Here is a 25,493-nt window from a genome sequence, read left to right as displayed (position 1 = left end):
CACCGATAGAGCAAGCCATCAACGAATTGAGAGTCAACAATGCCAGACCATAATCCGGGTACATTGTACGTGGTTGCCACGCCAATTGGGAATTTGGACGACTTAACCGCACGTGCCGCTCGGGTATTAGGGCAAGTCGCGCGGGTTGCAGCTGAAGATACCCGCCATAGCGGCCGCCTGTTGGCGCACTTAGGCTTGAATAAGCCGATGGTCTCCTTACACGAACACAATGAAGCGCGTCGTGTGGATACCTTGGATAGCTATCTCGCCGCAGGAGAAGATATTGCCTTAATCAGCGATGCAGGAACACCGTTGATTAGCGATCCAGGTTTTGTGTTGGTTCGGGAGCTGCGGGCGCGAAACCGCCATATCGTGCCGATTCCTGGCCCCTGTGCGCTGATCACCGCGCTGTCAGGAGCCGGGCTGCCCACCGACCGATTCGTATTTGCTGGCTTTTTGCCCGCTAAGCCAGGTGCTCGACGTCAAGCACTAGAAGGCTGGAAAACCCGTGAAGAGACGTTGGTGTTTTACGAGTCGCCTCACCGTATTGTGCACACCCTTGAGGCGCTGCAGGAGCAAATGGCCGGGCGGGATGTGGTATTAGCGCGTGAGCTAACCAAAACTTTTGAGACATTTTTGCACGGAACGCCTGAGAGTTTGCTTGAGCAGTTGGCGGCTGACCCTAATCAAGCTCGCGGCGAATTCGTCATTATTGTGGCTGGCGCTCCGCCGGTTGAGCAGAGTGAACATCAGAATATATCAGCGGAGGCCTTGCTAGAGGCACTGCTGGCAGAGGGCGTGGGCGTTAAGCAGGGCGCTGCGATTGCCTCGCGAATGCTCGGTGGGCGTAAGCAAGCTTGGTACGCTCGTTTGCAAGCAATTAAAGGCGAGCATTGAGGCAAGTCGAGGGCGCTGGTATGCTTGCCGCCGGAGTTGGCCAGACAGTCGCCGCTAATACCCCTTAAAAGGTGTTGGGGGAGGAAAGTCCGGGCTCCATAGGGCAGAGTGCCAGGTAACGCCTGGGCGGTGTGAGCCGACGGAAAGTGCAGCAGAGAGTAGACCGCCTAAGCCCCTGAAATAAACCTCTGGGGCCGGTAAGGGTGAAAGGGTGCGGTAAGAGCGCACCGCGCGCCTGGTAACAGTGCGTGGCATGGTAAACCCCACTCGGAGCAAGACCAAATAGGGACCCAATGGCGTGGCCCGCGCTGGGTCCGGGTAGGTTGCTTGAGCGCTGTGGTAACGCAGCGCCTAGAGGAATGGCTGTCCACGACAGAACCCGGCTTATCGGCCGACTCCCCCATTTCCACATCAGGGCGTGCATGCACGCTCTTTATTACGTTGTCTCTAACATCTTGTGTGAGAAAAAAATGCCTTCTCCTGACGCTGAACAGGTTGCTTCCCGCTTTCGCCATACCAGCGTACTACTGGAAGGTGCTATTGATGCCCTGGTGCATGACGATCAAGGCGTCTATTTAGACGGTACTTTCGGGAGAGGCGGTCACTCACGGGTAATTCTTGACCGTCTGAGCGAGCAAGGTCAGCTGCTCGCCATGGATCGCGACCCCCAAGCCATTGCCGCAGCGGCTGACATTGATGATTCGCGTTTCCAGATTACCCAGCGTGAGTTTGCCCAGCTTGCCGAGTTTGCTCGTGAGCAAGGCGTGTTCGGTAAGCTTTCAGGGGTGCTGCTTGATGTAGGCGTTTCCTCCCCTCAGCTTGATGATCCCGAGCGCGGTTTTAGTTTTATGCGTGATGGCCCGCTGGATATGCGCATGGATCCTACCCAGGGACAAAGTGTTGCTGAATTCTTGGCGCGTGCCAGTGAAGCTGATATTGCCTACGTGTTTAAAACCTATGGTGAAGAGCGTTATGCCAAGCGTTTAGCCCGGGCGGTGGTCACTCGTCGAGTCGAGAAGCCATTCACCCATACGGTGGATTTGGCTGAAGTACTTAAAGTTGCTCACCCCGCCTGGGAAAAAGGGCGTCACCCAGCCACCAAAGCGTTCCAAGGGCTGCGTATATTCGTCAACGGTGAGCTTGAGCAGTTAGACAGTGCGCTTGATGCGGCGCTTGAGGCGCTTGCCCCCGGCGGTCACTTAGTGGTGATCAGTTTTCACTCGCTGGAAGATCGCCGCGTGAAGCGTTTTATCCGTCATCATGTGCGCGGTGACACTGACCTTCCGCGTGGGGTGCCTATTCGCGACGATCAAATGAATCGGCGTCTTGAGGCGTTAGGCAAAGGCGTGCGGCCAAGTGAGGAAGAAGTGGATGCTAATCCTCGCGCACGAAGTGCCGTCATGCGGGCTGCACGCAAACGGATGTAATCACGGATGTAATCATGAGCATGGATCGGATTGAGCAGTGGGCAACCACGCTACGCACCGAATGGCCTTTCAAGCTACGTCTGCGCGCCTGGCCAGTGGTTATTAGCCTGTTATTTTTACTCTGCATGGCCTCTGGGTTAGCTGTTGTCATTACTACGCATATGACGCGGGTGCAATTTGCTCAGCTGCAACAGCTAGAGCAAGAAGAGAACCAACTGCAAACAGAGTGGGGGCAGCTGCTGCTTGAAGAGGGCGCATGGTCAACGCCCGCCCGCATTGAGCAAATTGCCACCGAGCGCCTGGGCATGCGAATCCCCGATGTCCATGATGTTGAGGTGATTAGGCCATGAGAAGCGAGCGTCGCGGAGGCACCTCTCGTCAGGCCCCGATTGCACCTCCTCTTGGAGGCGGCCGGTTCGTATTTATTTTATTGGCGATTGGTTTGGCATCCGCTATTTTAATCGGCCGCATTACGCTGCTTCAGGTTATTGACCGTCCGTTTCTGCAAAGCCAGGGGGATGCACGGACCCTCCGCCATGAAGCGATTCCCGCCCACCGCGGCATGATTACCGATCGTAATGGAGAGCCACTGGCTATTTCTACGCCGGTCGTCACACTCTGGGCGAATCCCCAGGAGTTGCCCGAGGATGCCATACAGCGCGTTATGCTAGCCCAGGCGTTAGGGATGACGCTGGATGACTTTGAGTCGCGTGTAGCACGCTTTAGCGAGCGTGAATTTATGTATTTACGCCGCCAAATGACTCCCGCCGCGGCCCAGCAGATCCTTAACCTACGGACCCCCGGTGTCTATCCCCAGCGTGAATACAAGCGCTACTATCCTGCTGGCGAAGTGGCGGCGCAATTATTGGGCGTCACCAATGTTGATGACATTGGACAAGAAGGTTTAGAGCTCTCCTATCAGCCCTATTTGGCTGGCCACCCTGGACAGCGACGGGTAATTAAAGATCGCCGTGGGCGTCTGGTGCGTGAGCTTGGCGTGATTAACGAAGCCCAGCCGGGTGGCGAGCTCACTTTGGCTATCGATCAACGTATTCAGTATATGGCGTACCGTGAGCTGCGTGCGGCAGTCGCTGAAAATGAGGCTGATGGTGGCGTACTGGTAATGATGGATGCGCGCACGGGGGAGGTGCTGGCAATGGCGAACTTGCCCTCCTATAACCCTAATAACCGGGCAGGACTCGATCCGCGTGGGTTGCGTAACCAAGCACTGGTGGATGTATTTGAGCCTGGTTCGGTCATGAAGCCGCTGGCCATGGCGGCTATTTTGGAGAGCGGGGTGGTTGACCGCGATGTCATAGTGGATACATCACCCGGTTGGATGCGGCTGGATCAATTTACGATTCGCGATTTCCGTAACTATGGCGAGTTGGATCTGGCCGGTATCCTGGAGAAGTCATCGAATATCGGTATGTCACGCTTAGCACTGCAACTGAGCGATACTGCCCTTTGGGAAAAATATAACCAGTTAGGGTTAGGGCAAGCGCCCGGCACAGGCTTTCCTGGTGAGTCGACGGGTAGTTTGCCCGCACCGGTGCGCTGGTCGCGCAGTGAGCGAGCGGCGCTCTCTTATGGCTATGGACTCTCTGTTTCCGCGGTGCAGCTAGCGAGTGCTTACACAGCGTTAGCTAATGATGGTGTTCGTTTGCAGCCCTCTCTTTTACGCCTTTCTGAACCCCCTCAGGGCATTCCTGCTATATCGCCTACGGTTGCGAATGATCTGCTCAATATCTTGGAAACCTCGGTAGCCGCTTATACCGGTGGTCGGCGAGCCCGTGTGGAAGGTTATCGCGTGGGAGGGAAAACGGGCACCGTGCGTAAGACCGGACAGCAAGGCTATACCACCGATGCTTATCGCAGTGTGTTTGCAGGGATTGCGCCTATTTCTGATCCGCGTATCGTCACTGTAGTCATGATTGATCACCCCAAGGCCGGCGAATTTTATGGTGGTGCTGTCGCCGCCCCGGTTTTTTCCAGCGTAACGGGTAATGCTTTGCGCTTGTTGGATGTTCCGCCGGATCACGATGCCGAGTAGTTTTTCTAAGGAGTTTGCATGACGCTGAGTTCAGTCGATGTGGTGTCGGCGCTTGCCCACGTATGGCCTAATTCACCACTGCCCGCCGACCTGCCTGAGCTGCCGGATCTAGTACGCATAGAAATGGATTCCCGCAAGCTACAAACGGGCGATGTTTTTGTGGCAGTACCGGGCAGCCAGCGTGATGGTCGCGATTTTATCGAGCAAGCGCTCGAGGCGGGTGCTGTGCTTGTGTTAGCGCAAGGCGAGCCCGGTCAGGTGTTGCTTGAAGGCCGCGTGCTGAAACTGCCGCATCTTTCGGTGCGCTTGGGTGAGTTAGGACGCGCCATGTTTAAAGTGCCTAATGATCTTGAAGTGATTGGCGTGACCGGTACCAACGGTAAAAGCTCCGTCACTCACTATATCGCTGCACTTAGCGAGACATTAGGAACGCCCACCGGACTGATTGGTACGTTGGGTGTAGGGCGCCCCGGTGAGTTGCGCGATAGCGGCTTAACCACGCCTGGCTCCTTAGCGCTGCAGGCGACATTGGGTGAGCTTGCCAGCCAGGGTGTGCGGCGTGTGGCGCTTGAGGCCTCTTCCCATGCGCTGGATCAGTACCGCTTGGAAGCGGTAAACGTAAGCGTAGGCGTGTTTACCAATCTGACTCGCGACCATTTGGACTACCACGGCAGTATGGCCGCCTATGCGGCATCCAAAGCGAAGCTTTTCCGGCGCTCTGAGCTCCGTCTAGCGGTAGTCAATGGCGATGACCTCTTAGCACGCTTAATGCTGGCAGGTTGCAACAGTAATGTACGGGTGCTGGCGACGGGTAAAGATGAAGCCGTTACCTTGCGCGTGCTGGACTGGCAGCCCTCTGAGCAGGGGCAGCAGGCAATGATTGCGACACCCGATGGCGAGAAAATGCTCAGCTTAGGCTTAATGGGGCGTTTTAATTTAGATAACGTGCTGTTAGCGATGGCTGTGTTGTACGGATTAGGCGAATCACTCGACGACCTCTTCTCCGCCGCCTCTTCGCTGACGCCGGTGCCAGGCAGGATGGAGCGCTATGGTGATGACAGCACGCCTACCGTGGTGGTGGATTATGCGCACACGCCGGATGCGCTTCATAGCGCGCTACAAGCGCTGCGTGCCCATCTGGGTGATGCTGGCAAATTGTGGTGTGTATTCGGCTGCGGGGGAGAGCGTGATACGGGTAAACGAGCCGAAATGGCTAAAGCTGCCGAGGCGCTGGCCGACCACATTATCGTTACCGATGACAATCCTAGGCACGAGTCCGCTGAGCAAATCCGCCAACAGATTTTGTCTGGGTTCTCTGATACCTCGCACCCTATTGAAATAGGGGACCGCCAGAAGGCCGTGGCCACCGCTATTCAGCAGGCGTCTGTTCAGGATGTCGTGCTTATCGCCGGAAAAGGCCATGAGGCGTATCAGGATATCCAAGGGGTTCGCCATGCCTATGCCGATAGCGAAGAGATCCAGCGTGCCTTCGCTGGGCGGAGAAGCGACTAATGCAGTGGACACTTGGCCAGCTCGCCTCTGTGCTGGGTATTGAGGCGCCTGCTGATAAGGCGCAGCTGCTAGTCAGTTCAGTCGTAACTGATAGCCGCAAGATCGAGCCTGGCTGCCTGTTTGTTGCCCTTAAAGGCCCCCGCTTTGACGGTCATGATTTTGTTGCGCTTGCCCACGAGCTCGGTGCCGTAGCGGCATTGGTAGAGGCGCCCGTTGCTGTCGACTTACCCCAGCTGGTATGTCCGGATACACGTTTGGCCCTGGGGCTGATTGCCGGTGCGCACCGGCGCGCATGGCATGGTCCCGTGGTAGCCGTCACCGGCAATAGCGGTAAGACGACCGTCAAAGAGATGTGTGCTGCTCTGCTAGCGCCTTTAGGCGACGTATTAGCCACTCAAGGTAATCTGAATAACGACTTTGGCGCGCCGCTGACCTTATTACAATTGCGGCCGCATCATCAAGCCGCGGTGATTGAGCTGGGCGCTAATCATTTAGGCGAAATCGCCTGGACAGCCCCGCTGTCCAAGCCCGATGTGGCGATTATTACCAATGTCACCGGTGCCCATGTGGGCGAGTTCGGTGGCATGGGGCAGATTGCCCAGGCGAAAAGTGAGCTGCTGGTCGGGCTGGGCGAGCAGGGTACTGCTGTTCTGAATAGGGATGATCACTATTTTACGTTTTGGGCTGCTCGTGCGGCTCCGCGGCGGGTGGTGAGCTTTGGTTTTCACCCCGCGGCGGATGTGAGCGCCGCAGCGCTTTCCTGTGATTCGCAAGGGCGGTATGCTTTCACGCTATTGCAGCATGGTCGAGCGCTGGGCCAAGTGCGTTTGCCTTTACTGGGCAAGCACAATGTCAGTAATGCGTTGGCCGCTGCAGCTGCGGCATTAATGCTCGGCGTGCCGGAAGAGCAAGTTATATCACGCCTGGAATCGCTGCAAGCGCTTGCCGGTAGGTTGGTCGTGGTATCCGGATTGCGGGGTGTCACTGTGCTGGATGACACTTATAATGCCAATCCTGGCGCGGTCAAAGTGGCCCTGGATACCTTGGCCAGCTTTCCTCCGCCACGCTGGTGTGCGTTAGGGGCGATGGGCGAACTGGGGGAAGCATCGGCTGCGCTGCACGCCGATATCGGCCACTACGCCGCCGAGCTTGGTATTGATGAGCTGTTAACGCTGGGCGAGGCCGCACGTCCCGCCAGCGAAGCCTTTGGTCGTGGGCTGCACTTTAACGATCACGAGACGCTAACGCGTTATGTCACTCATACTTTGCCGCCTGACACCACGTTGCTGGTGAAAGGGTCGCGCAGTGCGGGCATGGAACATGTCGTCAATGCACTGCGTTCGGATAAATAAGGTAAACGCCGTTCATGTTACTTCACTTGGCGAATTTTCTGTCGCAGTACCAATCTGATTTTCAGGTCGTTAACTATTTAACCCTTCGCGTAATTTTAGGCGCTCTCACGTCGTTAATGCTCTGCTTATGGCTGGGGCCATGGATGATTCGGCGCCTGGTGGAAGGGCAGATCGGGCAATCCGTGCGTGACGATGGGCCGCAGTCCCACCTCTCAAAAGCGGGCACCCCCACCATGGGTGGGGCAATGATTTTGCTGGCCATTGCCATCAGCACCTTGTTATGGGGTGACTTAACCAACCTTTATATCTGGGTGGTGCTAGGCGTCACGCTCGGCTTCGGCGCCATCGGTTGGGTCGATGATTACCGCAAAGTAGTGGAAAAAAATCCACGCGGTTTACCCGCTCGCTGGAAGTATTTCTGGCAGTCGGTGGTGGGTTTGGGGGCGGCGCTGTTGCTCTATTTAACCGCCTCCACGCCGGTCGAGACCAGCCTGCTGGTGCCGCTGTTCAAAGAGGTGGCGCTGCCGCTCGGGGTCTTCTATATCGTGCTTACCTATTTCGTGATTGTAGGGAGCTCCAACGCCGTCAATCTAACTGATGGCTTAGATGGCCTAGCTATTATGCCGACGGTGCTCGTGGCCATGGGCTTGTCGGTATTCGCTTATGCCAGTGGCAACACCGTTTTCGCCGAATATCTGCATATTCCGTTTATTGCCGGAACCGGTGAATTAGCCGTGTTCTGCGCAACGATTGCTGGCGCTGGGCTGGGGTTTTTATGGTTTAACACTTATCCCGCCCAGGTCTTTATGGGCGACGTAGGTGCCTTGGCGTTAGGGGCTGCGCTGGGTGTGGTGGCCGTGATCGTACGCCAGGAGATTGTGCTGTTTATCATGGGCGGTGTTTTTGTCATGGAAACGGTGTCGGTCATCCTTCAGGTGGGATCCTACAAGCTCACCGGGCGTCGTATCTTCCGAATGGCGCCTTTGCATCATCACTATGAATTGAAAGGCTGGCCTGAGCCGCGGGTCATTGTCCGCTTTTGGATTATTACCGTGGTGCTAGTGCTGCTTGGCCTCGCAACGCTCAAAGTTCGTTAATGCATCTGACCATGAGTGCGTCGACTGATCGTTGGCATGATGCGAGAGGGAGCTTGTAATGGTTCAAGTAGCTAAGGGAGTAACGCTGGTTGTCGGGCTGGGGCTTTCCGGTCGGGCGATCTGCCGTCATTTAAGTCGCTTAGATGTACCTTACATGGTAGCGGACACGCGGGCCGAACCGCCGGGGCTTGATGATTTTCGCGCCGCGCATCCGGGGGTGGAAATTCACTGCGGCTCGCTTACTGAGCTGGACCTGCGCGATGTGGAAGAGGTGGTGGTAAGCCCTGGGCTTGACCCAAGAATGCCGGGCTTAAAAGAGCTGGCGGATCAGCTAAATCCTCGCACTGGGGAGCCGATGGTGGTGGGTGAGATGGCCCTGTTCGTGCGTGCCGCGAAGGCGCCCATTGCTGCTATCACCGGTTCTAATGCGAAGTCGACGGTGACCACACTGCTCGGTGAAATGGCAGCGGCGGCAGGCGTGAATGCGGCAGTGGGCGGTAATTTGGGCACCCCCGCGCTGGACTTGTTGGCCAGCCACCCGGATGCCGCGCTCTATATCCTTGAACTCTCGAGCTTTCAGCTGGAGACGACTCCTTGTCTGGGGGCGAGCTGTGCCGCGTTCCTGAACCTGTCCGAAGACCACCTTGATCGTCACGGTGATATGCACGGTTATCGAGCTGCAAAACAGCGTATCTTTATCGGCGCCCAGCACGCGGTGGTGAATGGGGATGACCCTCTGACATGGCCTGACTATCCCGTTGACCAAGTGGCCTACTTTTCCCATGACGCTCCGGTGGAGGGCCAGTGGGGGCTGGCGCGTGATCAAGGTGAGTTAATGCTGATGCAGGGTGACACGCCCTGGTTGAGCATTGACAAGTTACGCATGACTGGGCAGCACAATTACCTTAATGCACTGGCTGCGCTGGCGATGGGGCAGGCATTAGGGTTTGCAGCGGCGCCCATGTGTCGCGCACTGCGTGACTTTAAAGGGCTGGCACATCGCAGCGAAATGATAGCGCGTATCAACGATGTCACCTGGGTTAACGACACCAAGGGCACCAATGTGGGCGCTACTCTGGCGGCCATCAATGGCATTGGCGTTACGTTGGAAGGACGTTTGATTTTATTGGCCGGTGGGGTTGGCAAGGGTGCAGACTTTACCCCGTTGGCCGAGCCTTTGAAGAAGTGCGCGCGTCATGTGCTGCTGTTTGGGTTGGATGCTCCGCGATTGGCGGAGGCGTTGGATGGTCACGTAACGACTCAGCAGGTAGACGATCTAACTCAGGCCATGCAAGCAGCGTTTGAAATCGCTCAGCCTGGAGACTGCGTGCTGCTATCACCTGCCTGTGCAAGCCTGGATCAGTTTGCTAATTACCAAGAACGCGGCGAGGTATTTCGCCGCTGGGTGCACCAACAGGCAACGTCCACTACTGGGGGAGCGTCATGAGCCGACTTCAGCGTCTGCGTACTGTTCTTTCCACGCGGGATTTGCCCTGTGATATCTGGCTGGTGATGGCGGCAGTAGCCTTAGCGGGTTTGGGCTGGGTAATGGTGAGTTCGGCATCAATTGGCTTACTGGAAGATACTTACCACTACTCCCGCCAGCACGGCGTTTTCCTAGTACTCGCTATCATGGCATGTGTATTTATGCTCTGTGTGCCGCTGGAAGCCTGGCGCCAGAATGCTGCGCTTATTCTGCTTGCCTCTATCTTTCTGTTGGTTCTAGTACTGATTATTGGACAGGAAATTAACGGCAGTAAGCGCTGGATAGCATTGCCGGGGCCGTTGCCTAGTTTGCAGGTCTCTGAATTTGCCAAAATCGGGCTGATTTTTTATATGGCGGCGTTCATGTCGCGTTTTACTTATGACCTGCGTCGCCGGGCGTTCAGTATGTGGCGCCCGCTTGCCGTGCTGGCAGTGCCTGTTGGGCTGCTTTTCTTAGCGCCTGATTTTGGCGGCATGGTGGTCTTTACCATTTGTGTGATTGGCATGCTGATGATGTGCGGTGCGTCGTTGGTGCTGTTAATGGGTAGCGGGTTGTTGCTAGGTTCTGGTGCGGTTGTGATGGTGTTGATTGAACCCTATCGGCTAGCGCGTTGGACCAGTTTTTTGGATCCCTGGGCCGATCAATTTGCGACTGGCTACCAATTAACCCAGGCGTTGATTGCTTTTGGGCGGGGCCATGTAACCGGTACCGGTCTGGGTAACAGCGTTCAGAAATTGCACTACCTGCCTGAGGCGCATACCGACTTTATCTTTGCGGTGATCGCCGAAGAGTTGGGTATGATCGGCGCGATTATTGTCGTGCTGCTATTTACGCTATTTATTGCGCGCGCTATGTGGGTAGGGCGCAAAGCGGAGATGGCCGGGCATCTTTTTGGCGCTTATGTAAGTTACGGCATTGGGTTTGTTGTGGCTGCGCAGGCATTTATTAATATGGCGGTAAGTTCGGGGCTGTTGCCAACCAAAGGTTTAACATTGCCGCTAATGAGCTATGGCGGTTCTAGTCTATTGGTAACTGGCGTGATGGTGGGGCTGCTGCTGCGCACGGATGCCGAAACGCGTCATCGCCCCCGACGTGCGTCCACCCCGTATAAATCGCGCCATGAACCGCGTTTATCGTAACGTTATGCCGCTTGGTGCTATCAGGAGTTTGATGTGAAGACTAATGTTAGGCGACGAGTGCTGATAATGGCAGGTGGCACCGGCGGCCATGTGTTCCCAGCGCTTTCACTCTCTAAAGCACTGCAGGCGCAGCAGGTGGATGTTGAGTGGTTGGGCAGCCCCAGGGGGATTGAGAACCGACTGGTGCCTGAAGCGGGTATTAAATTACATACTATTGCCATTAGCGGGCTACGCGGCAACGGCATAGCCGGCTGGCTGAAGGCGCCGTTGAACCTCTCCCGTGCAGTCTTAGAAGCGCGGACGGTGATTCAAGAGTTCAAACCGCATGTTGTGGTTGGCCTGGGTGGTTTTGCCAGTGGCCCAGGCGGGTTAGCGGCTTGGTTGACACGTATCCCCCTGGTTATCCATGAGCAGAACGCTGTAGCAGGGCTGACAAATCGCGTTTTATCGCGACTGGCTAAGCGTACCTACGCCGCCTTCCCAGAAGCCTTTGGCTCGCGCGCCGAAGTGATTGGAAATCCCGTGCGTGACGATATCGCTGCCTTGGGTAGTACGCCAAGGAATGCTGACACGCTCTCTGCACGACCACTGCGTCTACTAGTGGTGGGGGGCTCGCTTGGCGCCGTTGCGCTAAACGAACGCTTGGCGCCAGCGCTTGCTGCACTGCCTGTTGAGCAGCGACCCGAGGTCCGCCATCAGGCGGGTAATGATCGTGATGTTGCGACTGCCGAAAATTATCAGCAGCACGGCGTAAACGCTGAGGTTAGTCCCTTTATTGATGATATGGCTGCTGCTTATGAGTGGGCCGATTTAGTGGTATGCCGCTCTGGTGCGCTCACCGTGGCCGAGCTGGCTGCCGCCGCCAAGCCTTCACTGCTGGTGCCTTTTCCCTTTGCGGTCGATGACCATCAGCGTATCAACGCGCAGGTGTTAGTTAAGGCGGGCGCCGCCAAGTGCGTTGTACAGTCTGAGTTGACGGTTGAGCGTTTAAGCGACTTTTTAAATGAATTGCTCGTCCCCAATACCCTGGCTGCGATGGCGGCGAACGCCCGTCAGGCCGCGCATTTGGATGCGACTCAGCGCTTGGCTGAAGGGTGTTTGGCGATGATAAAGCTAGGAGATTCTGCGTGATCGATAAAGACAAACCCACGGCACCCTCACGTGGCACTCCCGCTGGCCCAGGCATGCGTCGCATTCGACGCATTCATTTTGTGGGTATAGGTGGCGCCGGTATGTGCGGTATCGCAGAGGTGCTAGCCAACCAGGGCTACATCGTCAGCGGTAGTGATATGAAAAACTCTTCAGTCGTAGAGCGGCTGCGCCAATGCGGTGTATGCGTGGCGATCGGTCATGCTGAAGAAAACGTAGAAAGCGCCGACGTGGTGGTGGTGTCTAGCGCAATCGATGAAACCAACCCTGAAATTCGCTGGGCCCACGAGCATCGTGTACCGGTCGTGCGCCGGGCTGAGATGCTCGCCGAGCTGATGCGCTTCCGTCACGGTATTGCCGTGGCGGGTACCCATGGTAAAACCACCACGACCAGTTTGACGGCGACACTGCTGGCAGAGGGGGGGTTAGACCCGACCTTTGTTATCGGCGGCAAGCTGACAAGCGCCGGTACCAATGCTCGCCTGGGCGAGGGCGACTACCTCGTTGCCGAAGCCGATGAGTCCGACGCCTCGTTTCTGCACCTGCAGCCAATGGTATCCATCGTTACTAATATCGATGCTGACCATATGGCGACCTATGGTGGTGACTTCGAGCGGCTGAAAAGCACCTTTATCGAATTTCTGCATAATCTACCGTTTTATGGCCTGGCGGTGCTGTGTATCGATGACCCGCATGTCCGCGTGTTGTGCGATCAGGTGAAGCGGCAGTTTGTGACCTATGGGTTTGATAGCGATGCTGACTATCGCATTGTCGATTTTGCCCAGCGAGAAGGAGAAGTTTCGTTTACTGCGTTACGTCCAGGTGGCGCTGAGCCGCTAGCGGTACGCTTGGCCATGCCTGGGCGCCACAATGCTCTCAACGCCATGGCGGCCATTGTGGTGGCTACTGATGCAGGCGTTAGCGATAGCGCGATTTTGAGTGGGTTGGCGAGCTTTGCAGGCGTGGGTCGGCGGTTTCAGGTGCATGGGCATTTCCCTGCACCAAAAGGCGACGGCGACATCATGCTGGTGGATGACTATGGTCACCATCCACGTGAAGTCGACATGGTTATCCAGGCCGTTCGCGCCGGGTGGCCCGAGCGCCGCCTAGTGATGCTTTACCAACCCCATCGCTATAGCCGTACCCGCGATTTGTATGAAGACTTTGTACGCGTACTTTCCCAAGTCGATACGTTGGTGTTGCTCGATGTTTACAGCGCCGGTGAAGCTATTATTCCTGGTGCCGAGGGAAGGACCCTGGCCGGGTCGATTCGCCAGCGCGGAGAAGTCGATCCACTCTTTGTCGAGCATAAGCACGAGTTACCGGTGCTGTTAGCCAATGTGTTACGGCCAGGCGATATTTTAATTACCCAGGGTGCTGGTGATGTGGGGGGGATTTCCCTGCGTCTGGCACAGGCACAGCTAGCGATGAACGAGGTAGACTTGTGAGCGTTGACGTAACAACCCCTGAGTCGCATGGAAAAGTCGTTGTCGTTTACGGCGGTACGTCTGCTGAACGCGAGGTATCGCTTAAAAGCGGGGCGGCAATACTTGAGGCCCTTCAGCGTAAGGGCGTCGATGCCTGTGGTTATGACCCCCGCGAAAGCGGCCTGGTGGGATTAGAGCAGTTGGCTCCTTCAGTGGTCTTCGTTGCCTTGCATGGGCGCGGCGGTGAAGACGGCACGCTGCAGGGGGCGTTGGAGTTACTCAATATCCCTTACACCGGTAGCGGAGTGCTCGCTTCAGCGCTGGGCATGGATAAGCAGCGCACCAAGCAGGTATGGAGTGCGGTTGGCTTGCCGACACCAGAGAGCATCATGCTGGATGCCGGTTCGGATTGGTCAGCCGTGGTCGCCCGGCTTGGCTTGCCGCTGATTGTGAAGCCCGTGCATGAAGGCTCAACGCTAGGTATTAGCATTGTCAAAAGTCAGGCGGCGCTTGAGGCTGCGTATCACGAGGCGGCGCAGTTCGACGCACGCGTAATGGCAGAGCGCTTTATCGTCGGCGACGAGTACACGGTCGCGCTGCTGGGTAGCCAGGTATTGCCAGCGATTCGCGTTGAAGTGCCGGGCGGTTTCTACGACTACGAAGCGAAATATATCGCCAATACCACTCAATATCATTTGCCGTGTGGGCTGCCCACGGAGCAGGAGGCGGCGTTAGCGGATATATGCCAACAGGCGTTTGCCGCGATTGGCGGCGTTGGTTGGGGGCGAGTGGATGTCATGCGCGATAGCGAAGGGCGTTTCTGGCTGCTGGAAGTTAATACCGTGCCTGGGATGACCGACCATAGCTTGGTTCCCCAGGCAGCGGCACATGCGGGTATCTCATTTGACGAGCTAGTGATGGAAATTTTGAATACCGCTGGCAGGCAGTTATCGCTATGACGAGTTTGTTATGAAGGGTGCCTTATGAAAAGGCGTAATGCCTGGTTGGGCGTTATTCTATTAGCCTTGCTGATGGGCGCCGGTGGCCGGGCGCTTTGGTTGTGGCTAGACCGCCCGATTGAGCGGGTGTCAATTCGCGGTGAATGGGAATATGTCAGCGCTGACTATCTGCGTACCCAATTGGCGCCCTTGGTGGTCGATGCCACCTGGCTTTCGGCGGATCTGGGTGAGCTGCGCGACCGCGCTTTGCAAGTGGGCTGGTTAAATGAAGTGCGTATTACCCGTGAGTGGCCCAATGCGTTAGTCTTTGAACTAATTGAACAACAGCCGGTCGCACGCTGGAATGATGATTTTTTACTTAACCCAGAAGGCGAGCCTTTCGCATTTGCCCCCTTAAACCCGCCCTCAGGTTTGCCTGATTTGGCCGGTCCCGGCGGTAGCAGTGAAGAAGTGTTAACCTATTATCATCGTCTAAAGCGTCACTTTGAGCAGTTATCGCTTGATCTTACGCAACTCCGTTTAGAGCCACGCGGCGCATGGCGGCTGCAATTAAATGAAGGCGCTTGGGTGATGTTAGGACGTCGGCAGCATGAAGTCCGTTTGGCACGTTTATCGGCTTCATGGCAACGCGAGTTGAATTCGCTAAGCGAGCAAATTCGCTATATAGATCTGCGTTACCCTAATGGTGTCGCTGTCGCTTGGCACGGAGAAAGTGAATTTGCTGTGCAAGATGAGTAACTCTTCTATTACTTGATGCAAATAAGGTGTAAAAGTGAGTGGTTGCCATCGTTGAAAAAGCCAATAATCGGCTTTAAATTGCTTTCTATGCCTATTATTGTGGGTTGATGCTAGTCGTATTGCGACTATTGTTTCTATACTATGGGCCAGACGCTGGTTAAGTGGTTTTTAATTTCAGCTATTTGTAATTAGTGAGTGTCAGAAAAAAACCACTGTTTATTTTGGATAGCACGCTTTCAATGTTAAGCGTTGGATTAAGCGGCACCCAATTAATATTTATTTTTTAACAATCACGCAAGGAGATTTCCCGACTCATGGCAGGCTCACCCAACGCATCCAATATGGTGGTCGGGCTGGACATTGGAACGTCCAAGGTCGTCGCGATAGTCGGTCAACCCACCGATGACGGCGGAATTGAAATTGCCGGTATTGGTTCGCACCCTTCGCGTGGTATGAAGCGTGGTGTTGTGATCAATATTGAATCAACGGTGCAGTCTATCCAGCGCGCAGTTGAAGAAGCCGAGTTGATGGCTGGCTGTGATATCCATTCAGTATATGTTGGCGTGGCCGGTAGTCATATCAGTTCAATGAACTCTGACGGTGTTGTTGCTATTAAAGAGCGTGAAGTGACACCTTCTGATATTGAGCGCGTTATTGATTCTGCTCGGGCGCGCGCTATTTCTGAAGGCCAGCGGGTATTGCATGTATTGCCCCAAGAGTTTTCGATTGATGCTCAGGGGGGGATTCGCGAGCCGCTAGGCATGTCCGGGGTGCGCTTGGAAGCTCAAGTGCATTTAGTGACGGCCGCCTTAAACGCAGTGCAGAATATAGAGAAATGCGTACGTCGCTGCGGGCTAGAGGTAGATGCTATTATTCTGGAGCAGCTAGCCTCAAGCATGGCAGTGCTGACAGAGGATGAGCGTGAGCTGGGCGTCTGTATGGTGGATATCGGCGGCGGCACGACTGATATGGCTATTTTCAGTGAAGGCGCCATACGTCACACGGCGGTTATACCTATTGCTGGTGACCAAGTGACTAACGATATTGCCATGGCCCTGCGAACGCCAACCCAACACGCTGAAGAGATTAAAGTTAAATACGCTTGCGCACTAACTCACTTAGCGTCAAGCGATGAAATGATTAAAGTACCTAGCGTAGGTGATCGACCTGCGCGTGATCTATCGCGCCAAGCACTGGCTGAAGTGGTAGAGCCGCGCTACGAAGAGCTATTTACGCTAGTAAGAGATGAATTGCGCCGAAGTGGCTATGAAGACATGGTGGCTGCTGGGATTGTACTTACCGGTGGAACCTCGCGCATGGAAGGGGTTAGCGAATTGGCGGAAGAGATTTTTCATATGCCGGTTCGCATCGCATGTCCGCAGAATGTAAGAGGTTTGGCGGACGTCGTTCGTAACCCAATTTATGCGACGGGCGTAGGTCTGCTGCATTATGCCTTGCAGGAAACGCGTTATGGGCAAGGCCTAAAAAACCACGGGGGAGTGGTTGCTGCCCATAAGGGTCGCAATGAGCTTTCCCGGCGTGATATCAAGGAAGACCATTCGGCGCTGGCTAGAATTAAAGGCTGGTTCAAAGGAAATTTCTGACAGGGCCGCAAGCGCGGTTCAGGAGACGGGGCTTATGTTCGAATTGGTAGATAACGCACCCTCGAGCAGTGCGGTCATCAAAGTGGTTGGTGTTGGCGGCGGTGGCGGCAATGCTGTTAACCACATGGTCGAAAGCAATATTGAAGGCGTTGAGTTTATCTGCGCTAACACTGACGCTCAGGCGCTTAAACGCTGTTCAGCAAAAACCGTGTTGCAGCTGGGTAGCGAAATCACTAAAGGATTAGGCGCAGGTGCCAATCCCGACGTGGGACGCCAGGCGGCTATGGAAGACCGTGAGCGTATCGCGGAATTGCTGGTAGGCGCTGATATGGTGTTTATCACTGCTGGCATGGGCGGGGGTACCGGCACTGGTGGTGCTCCTGTAGTGGCACAGGTCGCCAAAGAGCTAGGGATTCTCACCGTCGCGGTGGTGACTCGCCCCTTCCCCTTTGAAGGGCCGAAGCGAATGCGTGCCGCTGAGGAGGGCATGAAAGAGCTTTCCGAGCATGTTGATTCGTTGATCACTATCCCTAACGAGAAGCTGCTTTCCGTGCTGGGCAAAAATGCGACATTGCTAACGGCTTTCAGTGCGGCTAACGATGTGCTGCTAGGCGCTGTGCAAGGTATCGCAGAGCTGATTACCAGCCCAGGTATCATTAACGTCGATTTTGCTGATGTTCGCACCGTGATGTCTGAAATGGGCATGGCGATGATGGGTACCGGTGGGGCGACGGGCGAGAATCGTGCTCGTGAAGCTGCCGAAAAAGCCATTCGCAGCCCGTTGCTGGAAGATATCGATCTTCATGGCGCACGGGGTATTCTGGTCAACATCACCGCTGGCCCTGACTTGTCCATCGGCGAATTCAATGACGTCGGTGCCACTGTTCAAGAGTTTGCGTCTCCAGATGCAACTATAGTGGTAGGCACCTCCATAGATATGGAAATGTCCGACGAGCTACGTGTAACCGTTGTGGCTGCTGGTTTAGATGGGCAAAAACCTAAGGCTTCTTCGCGCGAGCCTGCCCGTCGGTCAGCCGCAGAATCCTCGGATTACCGCAAGCTACAACAGCCAACGGTAATGCGTCAGCAGGCGACAGCGCGCGCTGAAGCAACCGAAACTGCCGCTAAACCTCGTCCTGAAAAGCGTCGCTCTACTGAAGCCGATGACTATTTGGATATCCCCGCGTTTTTACGCCGTCAGGCGGATTGATTCTACAAAACAGCTTTATTGCAACAGTTGGCGAGCGTTTTATTGGCTAAAACGCTCGCTTGCTGTTAAAGTGAACACTGTTTGATAACTTTTTCTCTACGGTCACTGCCGTCACCAGAGTTCGATTACTGCCCATGATCAGACAACGCACCCTACAAAACGTCATTCGCGCCACCGGAGTGGGCCTGCATTCTGGCAAAAAAGTCCACTTAGCGTTGCGTCCGGCGCCCGCCAATACTGGGATTGTGTTTGTTAGAACCGATCTGGATCCTGTCGTACACGTGCCAGCGCGCGCTGAATTGGTTGAAGATACCAAGCTGTGTACAGCACTCTCCAATAATGGGGTTAAGGTTGCTACCGTTGAGCACCTTATGTCGGCTTTTGCAGGGCTGGGGATTGATAACGCTTATGTGGACGTAAGCGAACCTGAAGTGCCGATTATGGATGGAAGTGCTAGCCCGTTTGTATTTTTGATTCAGTCAGCGGGTATTTTGGAACAGGATGCTGCGAAGAAATTTATTCGCATCAAGCATCGTGTAGCGGTTACCGATGGTGATAAAGAGGCTGTTTTCTTGCCCCACCAAGGTTTTAAAGTCTCATTTGCGATTGATTTTGACCACCCTGTTTTTGAACAGCAGAAACAGACGGCGCTGATCGATTTTTCGACCACATCTTTTGTCAAAGAAGTGTCGCGCGCGCGTACCTTTGGTTTTATGCGTGATTTAGAGTTTTTACGCTCTAACAATTTGGCATTAGGCGGCAGTTTAGACAATGCGATCGTGGTAGACGATTACCGCATTGTTAACGAAGGTGGTTTGCGCTACGAAGATGAGTTCGTCAAGCATAAAGTATTAGATGCCATCGGGGATTTATACCAGTTGGGTTACAGTCTGATTGGTGAGTTTCGTGGTGTTAAGTCAGGACATGCGCTGAATAATCAGCTGTGCCGTGAGCTGATGGCTCAGCCTGACGCTTATGAAATAGTGACGTTTGAAGAAGATAAGGCCGTGGCGCCGATCTCTTATGCTGCGCCCGCAATGGCATAATATAGCCGCTTATAGAAAAGCGGCTATTAGCTAATAAGGTAGTCCGAAGAGTTATCGTAGCAGTGGTAATGTCAATAAAGCATCGCTTAGGCGGTGCTTTATGCATTTTGCCGCCAGCATACGTTTTACGCCAAGAGCGTTATAGCCGGTAAATTTGTTTGCCATAGCCCTTATGGCAACTGTTACTCGTTGGGTGGCCGAGCATGAGAGGCAAGCCGTTCAAGGGCGCGCTTTAACGTGGGATTGGTCGTGTCTTCAGCGCATTCAGCCAGTGTTTTGCCTGCATCTGCTGAAAGGCTGCGTGTATTACGTGGCGGGGGCACGATAGGGTGCACTGGGCGCACTTTAAAGGTAAAGCCGCTCACGCTTTCAAAGCCAGGTAACTGATGAAGCAGCTCTAATAGGCGACGCTGCTCAAAACGTAACCAGGTTAGCCAGCCTGCTTGACCACTGATCAGTGTTAAGCGACCTTCGCGAAAGCCACCGACAAAAATATGTTCACGCATCTCTTCGGGCAGGTGCGCGCGAAGATGCTGCTGCGCCTGGTCAATTAAACGAGATAGGCGCATTAACTGACTAATATCGCCCGACTTTGAGAGTAGGCGGGCAATGGGCTGTGCGCGAGAACGCTTAACCTTTATACTCATACGCTTAATTCCTAGGGCACCGCTATCCTAGGGTGCCGCTAATGATGACGTCGGAGACATTAACCGATCTCATTTTAGCAGATTTTACCACGCTCAGGAGCCGGTCTACAGCATGTCACCTACGCTTGATGTTCAATCAGCTTTGCCGCGGCGCCATCGCCGCTATGGCTTAGCGCGTTGGTGGCTGGCCGGCTTGTTAGTGAGCTGCCTATTACCCGCGAGTTTAAGCCCCGCGGATGCTTTTCGGAGTGGCGAACGCAGCGTTACTATCTGTTTATGGGTACCCGCGATTTTACGTGCGCAGTCGCACTGGGTTGCTAAACGGCAGCGCGCCCTGCGCCGTTGGGCTCAACGCCCTAGGCGCTTTGCCCCGGTGCGGCGTCTAAGCAGTTGGCTTGCGCCGATGGCCCTGCTGGTAGCAGCGCGCGATGTCTTGACTCAGCGCGGCCCTCCTACCCATCAAGTATGCCGTTAAGATACTTACTTTGTCCCTACGCTGGTAGGTAAAAGACCTGAAGAAAAAGGGTCTGCCGTATATAGGCAAAGTCCGATGGGTTGTTCGTGAATACTTGGATATTTCATGCTTAATAATTTATTACGTAAAGTCGTTGGTTCTAAAAATGACCGCGATGTTAAACGCATGCACAAAAATGTGCCTCAGATTAATGCCCTAGAAGCAGAGTTTGAGGCATTAAGTGACGCTGATTTGCAGCAAAAAACAGCGCAATTGCGCGAACGCCTGGCGTCAGGTGAGCCACTCGATGCGCTGTTAGCTCCCGCCTTTGCAATCGTCCGCGAGGCCAGTAAGCGCGTTATGGGCATGCGCCACTTTGACGTGCAGATGGTGGGTGGTATGACCCTGCACCGTGGCCGTATTGCAGAAATGAAAACCGGTGAAGGTAAAACCCTGGTGGCAACGCTGGCGGTGTATCTGAATGCGCTGACGGAGAAAGGCGTTCACGTGGTGACCGTGAACGACTATTTGGCCCGTCGTGATGCTGAGTGGATGCGGCCGTTGTATGAATTTCTAGGCCTTTCCATTGGTGTTATTTTCTCCGGCCAGTCTGGCGAAGAGAAGCGTCATGCCTATCAGTGCGATATTACCTACGGTACCAATAACGAGTTCGGCTTTGATTATCTACGCGATAACATGGCGTTTTCGTTAGAAGACAAAGTGCAGCGTGGCTTGCATTTTGCGATTGTCGATGAAGTTGACTCGATTCTTATCGATGAAGCGCGTACGCCGCTGATTATTTCGGGCGCGGTAGACGAAAATACGGATCTCTATAAAGTCGTTAATCAGTTGGCTCAGCAGCTTGAGAAAGGCGAAGAGAGTGAAGATGACGATGCCCCGGTGGTCGGCGACTTCTTAGTTGACGAAAAGCAGAAACAGGTAGAGCTAACGGAACAGGGGCATAACAAAGTTGAAGAGCTAATGCGCGGCGAGGGTTTATTGGGCGATGAAGAGTCGCTCTATGCCGCGCAAAACCTCAATTTGCTTCAGCATATGCATTCGGCCCTGCGCGCCCGCTACCTCTATAATCGTGATGTCGATTATATCGTTTCTGAAGGTCAGGTAGTCATCGTCGACGAACACACTGGCCGTTCTATGCCAGGGCGCCGTTGGTCGGAAGGCTTGCACCAGGCTGTAGAAGCCAAAGAGGGCGTTACGGTACAGCGCGAAAGCCAAACGCTTGCCTCGACCACCTTCCAGAACTATTTTCGTCTGTATGAGAAGTTAGCCGGTATGACCGGTACAGCGGATACTGAAGCCTTTGAATTTCGTCAAATTTATGGCCTCGACGTGGTGGTTATTCCTACCAACCGTCCATTGGCACGTAAAGACCTGAACGATCTGGTCTATTTGAGCGCTGAAGAGAAATACGAAGCGATCATTAAAGATGTCAAAACCGAGACAGAAGCTGGGCGCCCTGTGCTGGTTGGTACGGCCTCAATTGAAACATCGGAGTACCTTGCCAACCTGATGCGAGAGGCCGGCCTCCCGTTCAACGTGCTTAACGCCAAACAGCACCAGAGTGAAGCCGAAATTATCGCTCAGGCAGGCCGCCCAGGGGCAATTACCATCGCCACCAACATGGCTGGCCGGGGTACCGATATTGTGCTGGGCGGCAATTGGGAGGCTGAATCGGCCAAGCTACAAAACCCAAGCCAAGAGCAGGTTGATGCGTTAAAGGCTGAGTGGCAGGCACGCCACGATGCTGTGTTGGCCGCCGGCGGCTTACATGTGGTGGGGTCTGAGCGCCATGAGTCTCGGCGTATCGACAATCAGCTGCGTGGCCGTGCTGGTCGCCAGGGCGACCCCGGCTCCACGCGGTTCTTCTTGTCGCTTGAAGACAGCCTGATGCGTCTGTTTGGCTCTGATCGTGTTAAGCGCTTGATGCAGGCGTTAGGGCTTGAGCATGGTGAAGCCATTGAGCATAAGATGGTCTCCAATGCGGTTGAGCGTGCCCAGAAAAAAGTCGAAGGGCGTAACTTCGATATTCGTAAGCAGCTGCTTGAGTACGATGACGTTGCCAACGACCAGCGCCGGGTGATCTACGACCAGCGTAATGAAATTCTCGCCGCGGACGATGTGGCTGATGCCGTTATCGGTATTCGTGAAGAGGTAATGGAAACGGCAATTAGCAGCTATGTTCCTCCTCAGAGCCTGCCCGAGCAGTGGGATTTGCCCGGTTTGGAAGCGCACCTGAAAACAGAGTTTAATCTTGATGTGCCCGTGGTTAAGTGGGCTGCTGAGGATGATCGCTTTAGCGAGGAGCAGTTGCGTGAGCGGCTGCAGTCCATGCACCGTGAAGCCTATGCGGCAAAAGTGGCTGCAGCGGGCGAGAAACTGATTCGTCGCTTTGAGAAGCAAGTCATGCTGCAGGTGCTGGATACGCGCTGGAAAGAGCACCTTCAGTCAATGGATCATCTGCGCCGTGGTATTCACCTGCGTGGCTATGCCCAGAAAAACCCCAAGCAGGAGTACAAGCGTGAATCGTTTGAGCTCTTCCAACACCTGCTTGACCATATTAAAGAAGATGTAACGCGCATTCTGAGCCACGTTCAGGTTCGCCAGCCCGAGGAAGTGGATGCCCTTGAGCGTCAACGCCGCGAAGCGCTGGAGCGCGAAACCGCCACCGCCGCTAGTCGCCATGACGCCCCGGCCCCTGAGCAGACTGAGAGCGATCAAGAAGCGCCTGGCAGTGAAGGGCGTCCAGTGCGTCGCGAAGGCCCTAAGGTGGGCCGTAACGACCCCTGTTTTTGTGGTTCAGGTAAAAAGTACAAGCAGTGCTGTGGAAAATTAAGCTAACGGCGATTGTGTCTGAGATAACGTCTGACCAAGGTTTGCCTAAAGGAGAGAATCATGGCAGTGGGAAACACTCCCTTTCCAGAGTTGCCACCCCTGAAAGGGGTGCGCCTTGGGGTTGCAATGGCGGGTATCAAAAAGCCGGATCGTCGTGATGTGGTGGTGATTGAACTGCCCGACACAGCGACGGTGTCGGGGGTTTTTACCCGTAACGCCTTTTGTGCAGCGCCGGTAGTAGTGGCCAAGCAACACCTTGAACAGCGCCGTGCGGAGCACCGCTCTCCGCGTTATTGGTTGATCAATACCGGCAACGCGAACGCGGGCACTGGCGAGGCAGGCTTGCGCGATGCGCGGGCATGCTGTGCTGAGCTTGCCAAGCAGGTGGGAGTTGCGACTGAAGATATAATGCCATTCTCAACCGGTGTGATTGGTGAACCGCTGCCAATGGAGAAACTGCTAGCGGGATTAGCACCGGCGCTTGAAAGTTTGTCCAGCGACAGTGTTGCCTGGGAGCACGCAGGCGAGGGCATTTTAACCACTGATACCCGGGCCAAAGGGGCCAGTGTCACGGTTGAAATAGGTAATCAGCAGGTAACGATTAACGGCATCACGAAAGGGTCGGGCATGATCAAGCCCAACATGGCGACCATGTTGGGCTTTGTGGTGACCGATGCAGCTATCGAGGCACCGCTACTGGATCGGCTTCTGCGTGAAACCGTCGACCGCTCGTTTAACTGCATCACGGTGGATAGCGATACCTCTACCAATGACGCCTGTATGTTGGCAGCGACTGGCACAGGCCCTCGAATCGCTGATGAAGCTCAGATAGCCGCGTTCAGTAACGCTTTACAACGGGTAATGACCGAGCTGGCGCAAGCGATCATTCGCGATGCTGAAGGGGCGACCAAGTTCGTTACCCTGCAGGTTGGCGAAGCGCAAAGTCGTCAAGAAGCACTTGATGTAGCTTTCACCGTTGCTCACTCGCCGCTGGTCAAAACAGCGCTGTACGCTTCTGATGCCAACTGGGGGCGAATTCTAGCAGCCGTCGGGCGGGCGCCGGTGAACGACTTTGACGTTAACCGCGTGGTGATTGACCTGGGCGATGTGCGTTTAGTCGAACAAGGCGGACGCGCGGCAGGTTACACCGAAGCAGCAGGAAGCGCTGTCATGGCGCAGTCAGAAATTACCATTCGCATTAACTTGGGGCGCGGCGAAGAGAGTGCCACGGTGTGGACCTCTGACCTCTCTCATGACTATGTGTCTATCAACGCGGATTACCGTAGCTAGTCGGTCGCTCTCAGCCGAGGGCATTGGTTGGCAGGGGTAATGGACACACGCAGCGAGATAGCGCCGATGGCAGAAGCGTTGGTGCGCGCAGTGGATCAAGACGTAACGAGTATATGAGTATATGAGCATAAAGGTAAAACGACGGGTTCACGTCGCGGCAGCTGCGATTATCAGCGCCGATCAACAGCAAGTACTGATCGCTCGTCGGCCGTCAAACGTTGATCATGGCGGACTGTGGGAGTTTCCAGGTGGCAAACTAGCACCTTATGAGACCGGTCTTGAAGGATTAAAGCGAGAACTGCATGAAGAGCTGGGCGTCGAGATTATTTGTGCTCAGCCGTTGATTCGCGTTCACCATGAGTATCCTGACAAGCATATCCTGCTTGATGTCTGGCAGGTGCATGAGTTTGCCGGAGAGCCTTTTGGCCGTGAAGGGCAGGCCGTGCGCTGGGTGCCTATGAGCGAACTCTCCAACTATCCTTTCCCGGCAGCAAATTTACCGATACTGCGGGCGGTAAGGTTGCCTACCGAGTATTTGATCACCAACGAAGAGGCTGATGAAGCGCGTTTTGATGCGTTTTTGGAGCGCGCGCTGCGTGAAGACAAGATTCGCTTGGTGCAGCTGCGTGCCAAGCAGTTGGACGAAGCGGCTTATCTTGCCCGTGCTCAGCGAGCACTAAGCCTATGCCGTGAGCACGGCGCGCGGCTGCTGCTGAATGGTGAACCCACGCTGCTGGATCATATTGACGCTGATGGCATTCATTTGACCAGCGAGCGTTTGATGCAGCTTGAGCGTCGTCCGATTGCTGAAAATAAATGGCTTTCCGCATCGACGCACAACCAGAAGCAGCTTACCCAAGCAGCCGTATTAGGCTGTGACTTTGTCAGCCTGTCGCCGCTGCGCACCACGCCATCGCACCCTGAAGTCGCTCCGCTCGGTTGGCATGACTTTCAACAGTTGGTCGAGCGTGCTGGTATGCCGGTGTTTGCATTAGGCGGTATGACGCGCTTTGATGCCAATCACGCTCGTGCCGTAGGCGCTCAAGGGATCGCCTCAATTCGCGATTTCTGGAAGTAATACGCTGCGTTAATCGGTCGTGGGTCATCAAAAACGCCTGCCTGAGTATTGATCCCAGGCAGGCGTTTTGTTTTC

General features: G+C 54.9%; 21 protein-coding genes and 1 other RNA gene. 21 read left to right on the top strand and 1 reads right to left on the bottom strand.

What is annotated here, in order from left to right; all coding sequences use genetic code 11:
- Nucleotides 1-39 precede the first annotated feature (39 nt).
- The 17 genes from rsmI (at nt 40) to lpxC (ending at nt 19,096) form a co-directional block, all read left to right on the top strand.
- Nucleotides 40-897, top strand: a complete 858-nt coding sequence (gene rsmI / locus V8L70_RS09800) for a 16S rRNA (cytidine(1402)-2'-O)-methyltransferase (protein WP_008958679.1) — start codon at nt 40-42, stop codon at nt 895-897.
- Nucleotides 898-929: 32 nt separating this feature from the next.
- Nucleotides 930-1,300, top strand: an RNA gene (gene rnpB, locus V8L70_RS09795) — RNase P RNA component class A.
- 67 nt (nt 1,301-1,367) lie between these two features.
- The gene (gene rsmH, locus V8L70_RS09790) at nt 1,368-2,324 is read left to right on the top strand and encodes a 16S rRNA (cytosine(1402)-N(4))-methyltransferase RsmH (protein ID WP_157826477.1); all 957 of its coding nucleotides are present in this window, start codon (nt 1,368-1,370) and stop codon (nt 2,322-2,324) included.
- Nucleotides 2,325-2,338: 14 nt separating this feature from the next.
- Nucleotides 2,339-2,674: a cell division protein FtsL gene (gene ftsL, locus V8L70_RS09785; protein ID WP_101146228.1), complete on the top strand. Its 336-nt coding sequence runs from the start codon at nt 2,339-2,341 to the stop codon at nt 2,672-2,674.
- Nucleotides 2,671-4,377: a peptidoglycan D,D-transpeptidase FtsI family protein gene (locus tag V8L70_RS09780; RefSeq protein WP_101146227.1), complete on the top strand. Its 1,707-nt coding sequence runs from the start codon at nt 2,671-2,673 to the stop codon at nt 4,375-4,377. The genes ftsL and V8L70_RS09780 overlap by 4 nt, the downstream gene beginning before the upstream one ends.
- Before the next feature lie 18 nt (nt 4,378-4,395).
- Complete coding sequence (locus tag V8L70_RS09775; protein WP_336269315.1) at nt 4,396-5,889, top strand: UDP-N-acetylmuramoyl-L-alanyl-D-glutamate--2,6-diaminopimelate ligase; 1,494 nt, start codon at nt 4,396-4,398, stop codon at nt 5,887-5,889.
- Nucleotides 5,889-7,241, top strand: a complete 1,353-nt coding sequence (locus V8L70_RS09770) for a UDP-N-acetylmuramoyl-tripeptide--D-alanyl-D-alanine ligase (RefSeq protein WP_336269314.1) — start codon at nt 5,889-5,891, stop codon at nt 7,239-7,241. The genes V8L70_RS09775 and V8L70_RS09770 overlap by 1 nt, the downstream gene beginning before the upstream one ends.
- 14 nt (nt 7,242-7,255) lie before the next feature.
- Nucleotides 7,256-8,338, top strand: a complete 1,083-nt coding sequence (gene mraY / locus V8L70_RS09765) for a phospho-N-acetylmuramoyl-pentapeptide-transferase (RefSeq protein ID WP_008958685.1) — start codon at nt 7,256-7,258, stop codon at nt 8,336-8,338.
- Nucleotides 8,339-8,396: 58 nt separating this feature from the next.
- Entirely contained in the window at nt 8,397-9,785 is a 1,389-nt protein-coding gene (gene murD / locus V8L70_RS09760; protein ID WP_336269313.1) for a UDP-N-acetylmuramoyl-L-alanine--D-glutamate ligase, read from the top strand.
- Nucleotides 9,782-10,963, top strand: coding sequence for a putative lipid II flippase FtsW (gene ftsW, locus V8L70_RS09755; protein WP_008958687.1), 1,182 nt, complete (start codon nt 9,782-9,784; stop codon nt 10,961-10,963). The genes murD and ftsW overlap by 4 nt, the downstream gene beginning before the upstream one ends.
- 33 nt (nt 10,964-10,996) lie before the next feature.
- Nucleotides 10,997-12,094 (top strand): undecaprenyldiphospho-muramoylpentapeptide beta-N-acetylglucosaminyltransferase, encoded by a 1,098-nt coding sequence (gene murG, locus V8L70_RS09750; protein WP_336269312.1) that lies wholly within the window; start codon nt 10,997-10,999, stop codon nt 12,092-12,094.
- Between the two features lie 53 nt (nt 12,095-12,147).
- Complete coding sequence (gene murC, locus V8L70_RS09745; RefSeq protein WP_336269334.1) at nt 12,148-13,560, top strand: UDP-N-acetylmuramate--L-alanine ligase; 1,413 nt, start codon at nt 12,148-12,150, stop codon at nt 13,558-13,560.
- Nucleotides 13,557-14,498 carry a D-alanine--D-alanine ligase gene (locus tag V8L70_RS09740; RefSeq protein WP_008958690.1) on the top strand — a complete coding sequence of 314 codons (942 nt, stop codon included), beginning with the start codon at nt 13,557-13,559 and terminating at the stop codon, nt 14,496-14,498. Before murC ends, V8L70_RS09740 begins: the two co-directional genes overlap by 4 nt.
- 24 nt (nt 14,499-14,522) lie before the next feature.
- Nucleotides 14,523-15,236 (top strand): cell division protein FtsQ/DivIB, encoded by a 714-nt coding sequence (locus V8L70_RS09735; RefSeq protein WP_008958691.1) that lies wholly within the window; start codon nt 14,523-14,525, stop codon nt 15,234-15,236.
- Nucleotides 15,237-15,550: 314 nt separating this feature from the next.
- Nucleotides 15,551-16,840, top strand: a complete 1,290-nt coding sequence (gene ftsA / locus V8L70_RS09730; RefSeq protein ID WP_008958692.1) for a cell division protein FtsA — start codon at nt 15,551-15,553, stop codon at nt 16,838-16,840.
- 34 nt (nt 16,841-16,874) lie between these two features.
- Nucleotides 16,875-18,050 (top strand): cell division protein FtsZ, encoded by a 1,176-nt coding sequence (gene ftsZ / locus V8L70_RS09725; protein ID WP_008958693.1) that lies wholly within the window; start codon nt 16,875-16,877, stop codon nt 18,048-18,050.
- 134 nt (nt 18,051-18,184) lie between these two features.
- Nucleotides 18,185-19,096, top strand: a complete 912-nt coding sequence (gene lpxC, locus V8L70_RS09720; protein ID WP_008958694.1) for a UDP-3-O-acyl-N-acetylglucosamine deacetylase — start codon at nt 18,185-18,187, stop codon at nt 19,094-19,096.
- Nucleotides 19,097-19,278: 182 nt separating this feature from the next.
- Here lpxC and V8L70_RS09715 read toward each other — a convergent pair whose 3' ends face one another.
- Complete coding sequence (locus V8L70_RS09715; RefSeq protein WP_008958695.1) at nt 19,279-19,743, bottom strand: DUF721 domain-containing protein; 465 nt, start codon at nt 19,741-19,743, stop codon at nt 19,279-19,281.
- A 112-nt stretch (nt 19,744-19,855) separates the two neighbouring features.
- On the opposite strand from V8L70_RS09715, the gene V8L70_RS09710 reads away from it, so the two are divergent.
- The 4 genes from V8L70_RS09710 to V8L70_RS09695 all read left to right on the top strand — a co-directional run bounded on the left by V8L70_RS09710 (nt 19,856) and on the right by V8L70_RS09695 (nt 25,418).
- Nucleotides 19,856-20,218, top strand: coding sequence for a hypothetical protein (locus V8L70_RS09710; protein ID WP_008958696.1), 363 nt, complete (start codon nt 19,856-19,858; stop codon nt 20,216-20,218).
- 105 nt (nt 20,219-20,323) lie between these two features.
- Nucleotides 20,324-23,056, top strand: coding sequence for a preprotein translocase subunit SecA (gene secA, locus V8L70_RS09705; protein ID WP_336269311.1), 2,733 nt, complete (start codon nt 20,324-20,326; stop codon nt 23,054-23,056).
- Nucleotides 23,057-23,110: 54 nt separating this feature from the next.
- Entirely contained in the window at nt 23,111-24,340 is a 1,230-nt protein-coding gene (gene argJ, locus V8L70_RS09700; RefSeq protein ID WP_336269310.1) for a bifunctional glutamate N-acetyltransferase/amino-acid acetyltransferase ArgJ, read from the top strand.
- Nucleotides 24,341-24,461: 121 nt separating this feature from the next.
- Nucleotides 24,462-25,418, top strand: a complete 957-nt coding sequence (locus tag V8L70_RS09695; protein ID WP_336269309.1) for a Nudix family hydrolase — start codon at nt 24,462-24,464, stop codon at nt 25,416-25,418.
- The last annotated feature ends 75 nt before the right edge of the window (nt 25,419-25,493 follow it).

Source organism: Vreelandella arctica (assembly GCF_037070215.1).
Taxonomy (GTDB): Bacteria; Pseudomonadota; Gammaproteobacteria; order Pseudomonadales; family Halomonadaceae; genus Vreelandella; species Vreelandella arctica.
The sequence above is the reverse complement of the archived record's forward strand: the minus strand, read 5'-3'. Positions and strand labels throughout refer to the sequence as shown.

Bases quoted from the DNA above. Each gene is read 5' to 3' on its own strand.
- rsmI (WP_008958679.1), top strand. From the start codon at position 40: ATGCCAGACCATAATCCGGGTACATTGTACGTGGTTGCCACGCCAATT.
- rsmH (WP_157826477.1), top strand. From the start codon at position 1,368: ATGCCTTCTCCTGACGCTGAACAGGTTGCTTCCCGCTTTCGCCATACC.
- ftsL (WP_101146228.1), top strand. From the start codon at position 2,339: ATGAGCATGGATCGGATTGAGCAGTGGGCAACCACGCTACGCACCGAA.
- V8L70_RS09780 (WP_101146227.1), top strand. From the start codon at position 2,671: ATGAGAAGCGAGCGTCGCGGAGGCACCTCTCGTCAGGCCCCGATTGCA.
- V8L70_RS09775 (WP_336269315.1), top strand. From the start codon at position 4,396: ATGACGCTGAGTTCAGTCGATGTGGTGTCGGCGCTTGCCCACGTATGG.
- V8L70_RS09770 (WP_336269314.1), top strand. From the start codon at position 5,889: ATGCAGTGGACACTTGGCCAGCTCGCCTCTGTGCTGGGTATTGAGGCG.
- mraY (WP_008958685.1), top strand. From the start codon at position 7,256: ATGTTACTTCACTTGGCGAATTTTCTGTCGCAGTACCAATCTGATTTT.
- murD (WP_336269313.1), top strand. From the start codon at position 8,397: ATGGTTCAAGTAGCTAAGGGAGTAACGCTGGTTGTCGGGCTGGGGCTT.
- ftsW (WP_008958687.1), top strand. From the start codon at position 9,782: ATGAGCCGACTTCAGCGTCTGCGTACTGTTCTTTCCACGCGGGATTTG.
- murC (WP_336269334.1), top strand. From the start codon at position 12,148: ATGCGTCGCATTCGACGCATTCATTTTGTGGGTATAGGTGGCGCCGGT.
- V8L70_RS09735 (WP_008958691.1), top strand. From the start codon at position 14,523: ATGAAAAGGCGTAATGCCTGGTTGGGCGTTATTCTATTAGCCTTGCTG.
- ftsA (WP_008958692.1), top strand. From the start codon at position 15,551: ATGGCAGGCTCACCCAACGCATCCAATATGGTGGTCGGGCTGGACATT.
- ftsZ (WP_008958693.1), top strand. From the start codon at position 16,875: ATGTTCGAATTGGTAGATAACGCACCCTCGAGCAGTGCGGTCATCAAA.
- lpxC (WP_008958694.1), top strand. From the start codon at position 18,185: ATGATCAGACAACGCACCCTACAAAACGTCATTCGCGCCACCGGAGTG.
- V8L70_RS09715 (WP_008958695.1), bottom strand. From the start codon at position 19,743: ATGAGTATAAAGGTTAAGCGTTCTCGCGCACAGCCCATTGCCCGCCTA.
- V8L70_RS09710 (WP_008958696.1), top strand. From the start codon at position 19,856: ATGTCACCTACGCTTGATGTTCAATCAGCTTTGCCGCGGCGCCATCGC.
- secA (WP_336269311.1), top strand. From the start codon at position 20,324: ATGCTTAATAATTTATTACGTAAAGTCGTTGGTTCTAAAAATGACCGC.
- argJ (WP_336269310.1), top strand. From the start codon at position 23,111: ATGGCAGTGGGAAACACTCCCTTTCCAGAGTTGCCACCCCTGAAAGGG.
- V8L70_RS09695 (WP_336269309.1), top strand. From the start codon at position 24,462: ATGAGCATAAAGGTAAAACGACGGGTTCACGTCGCGGCAGCTGCGATT.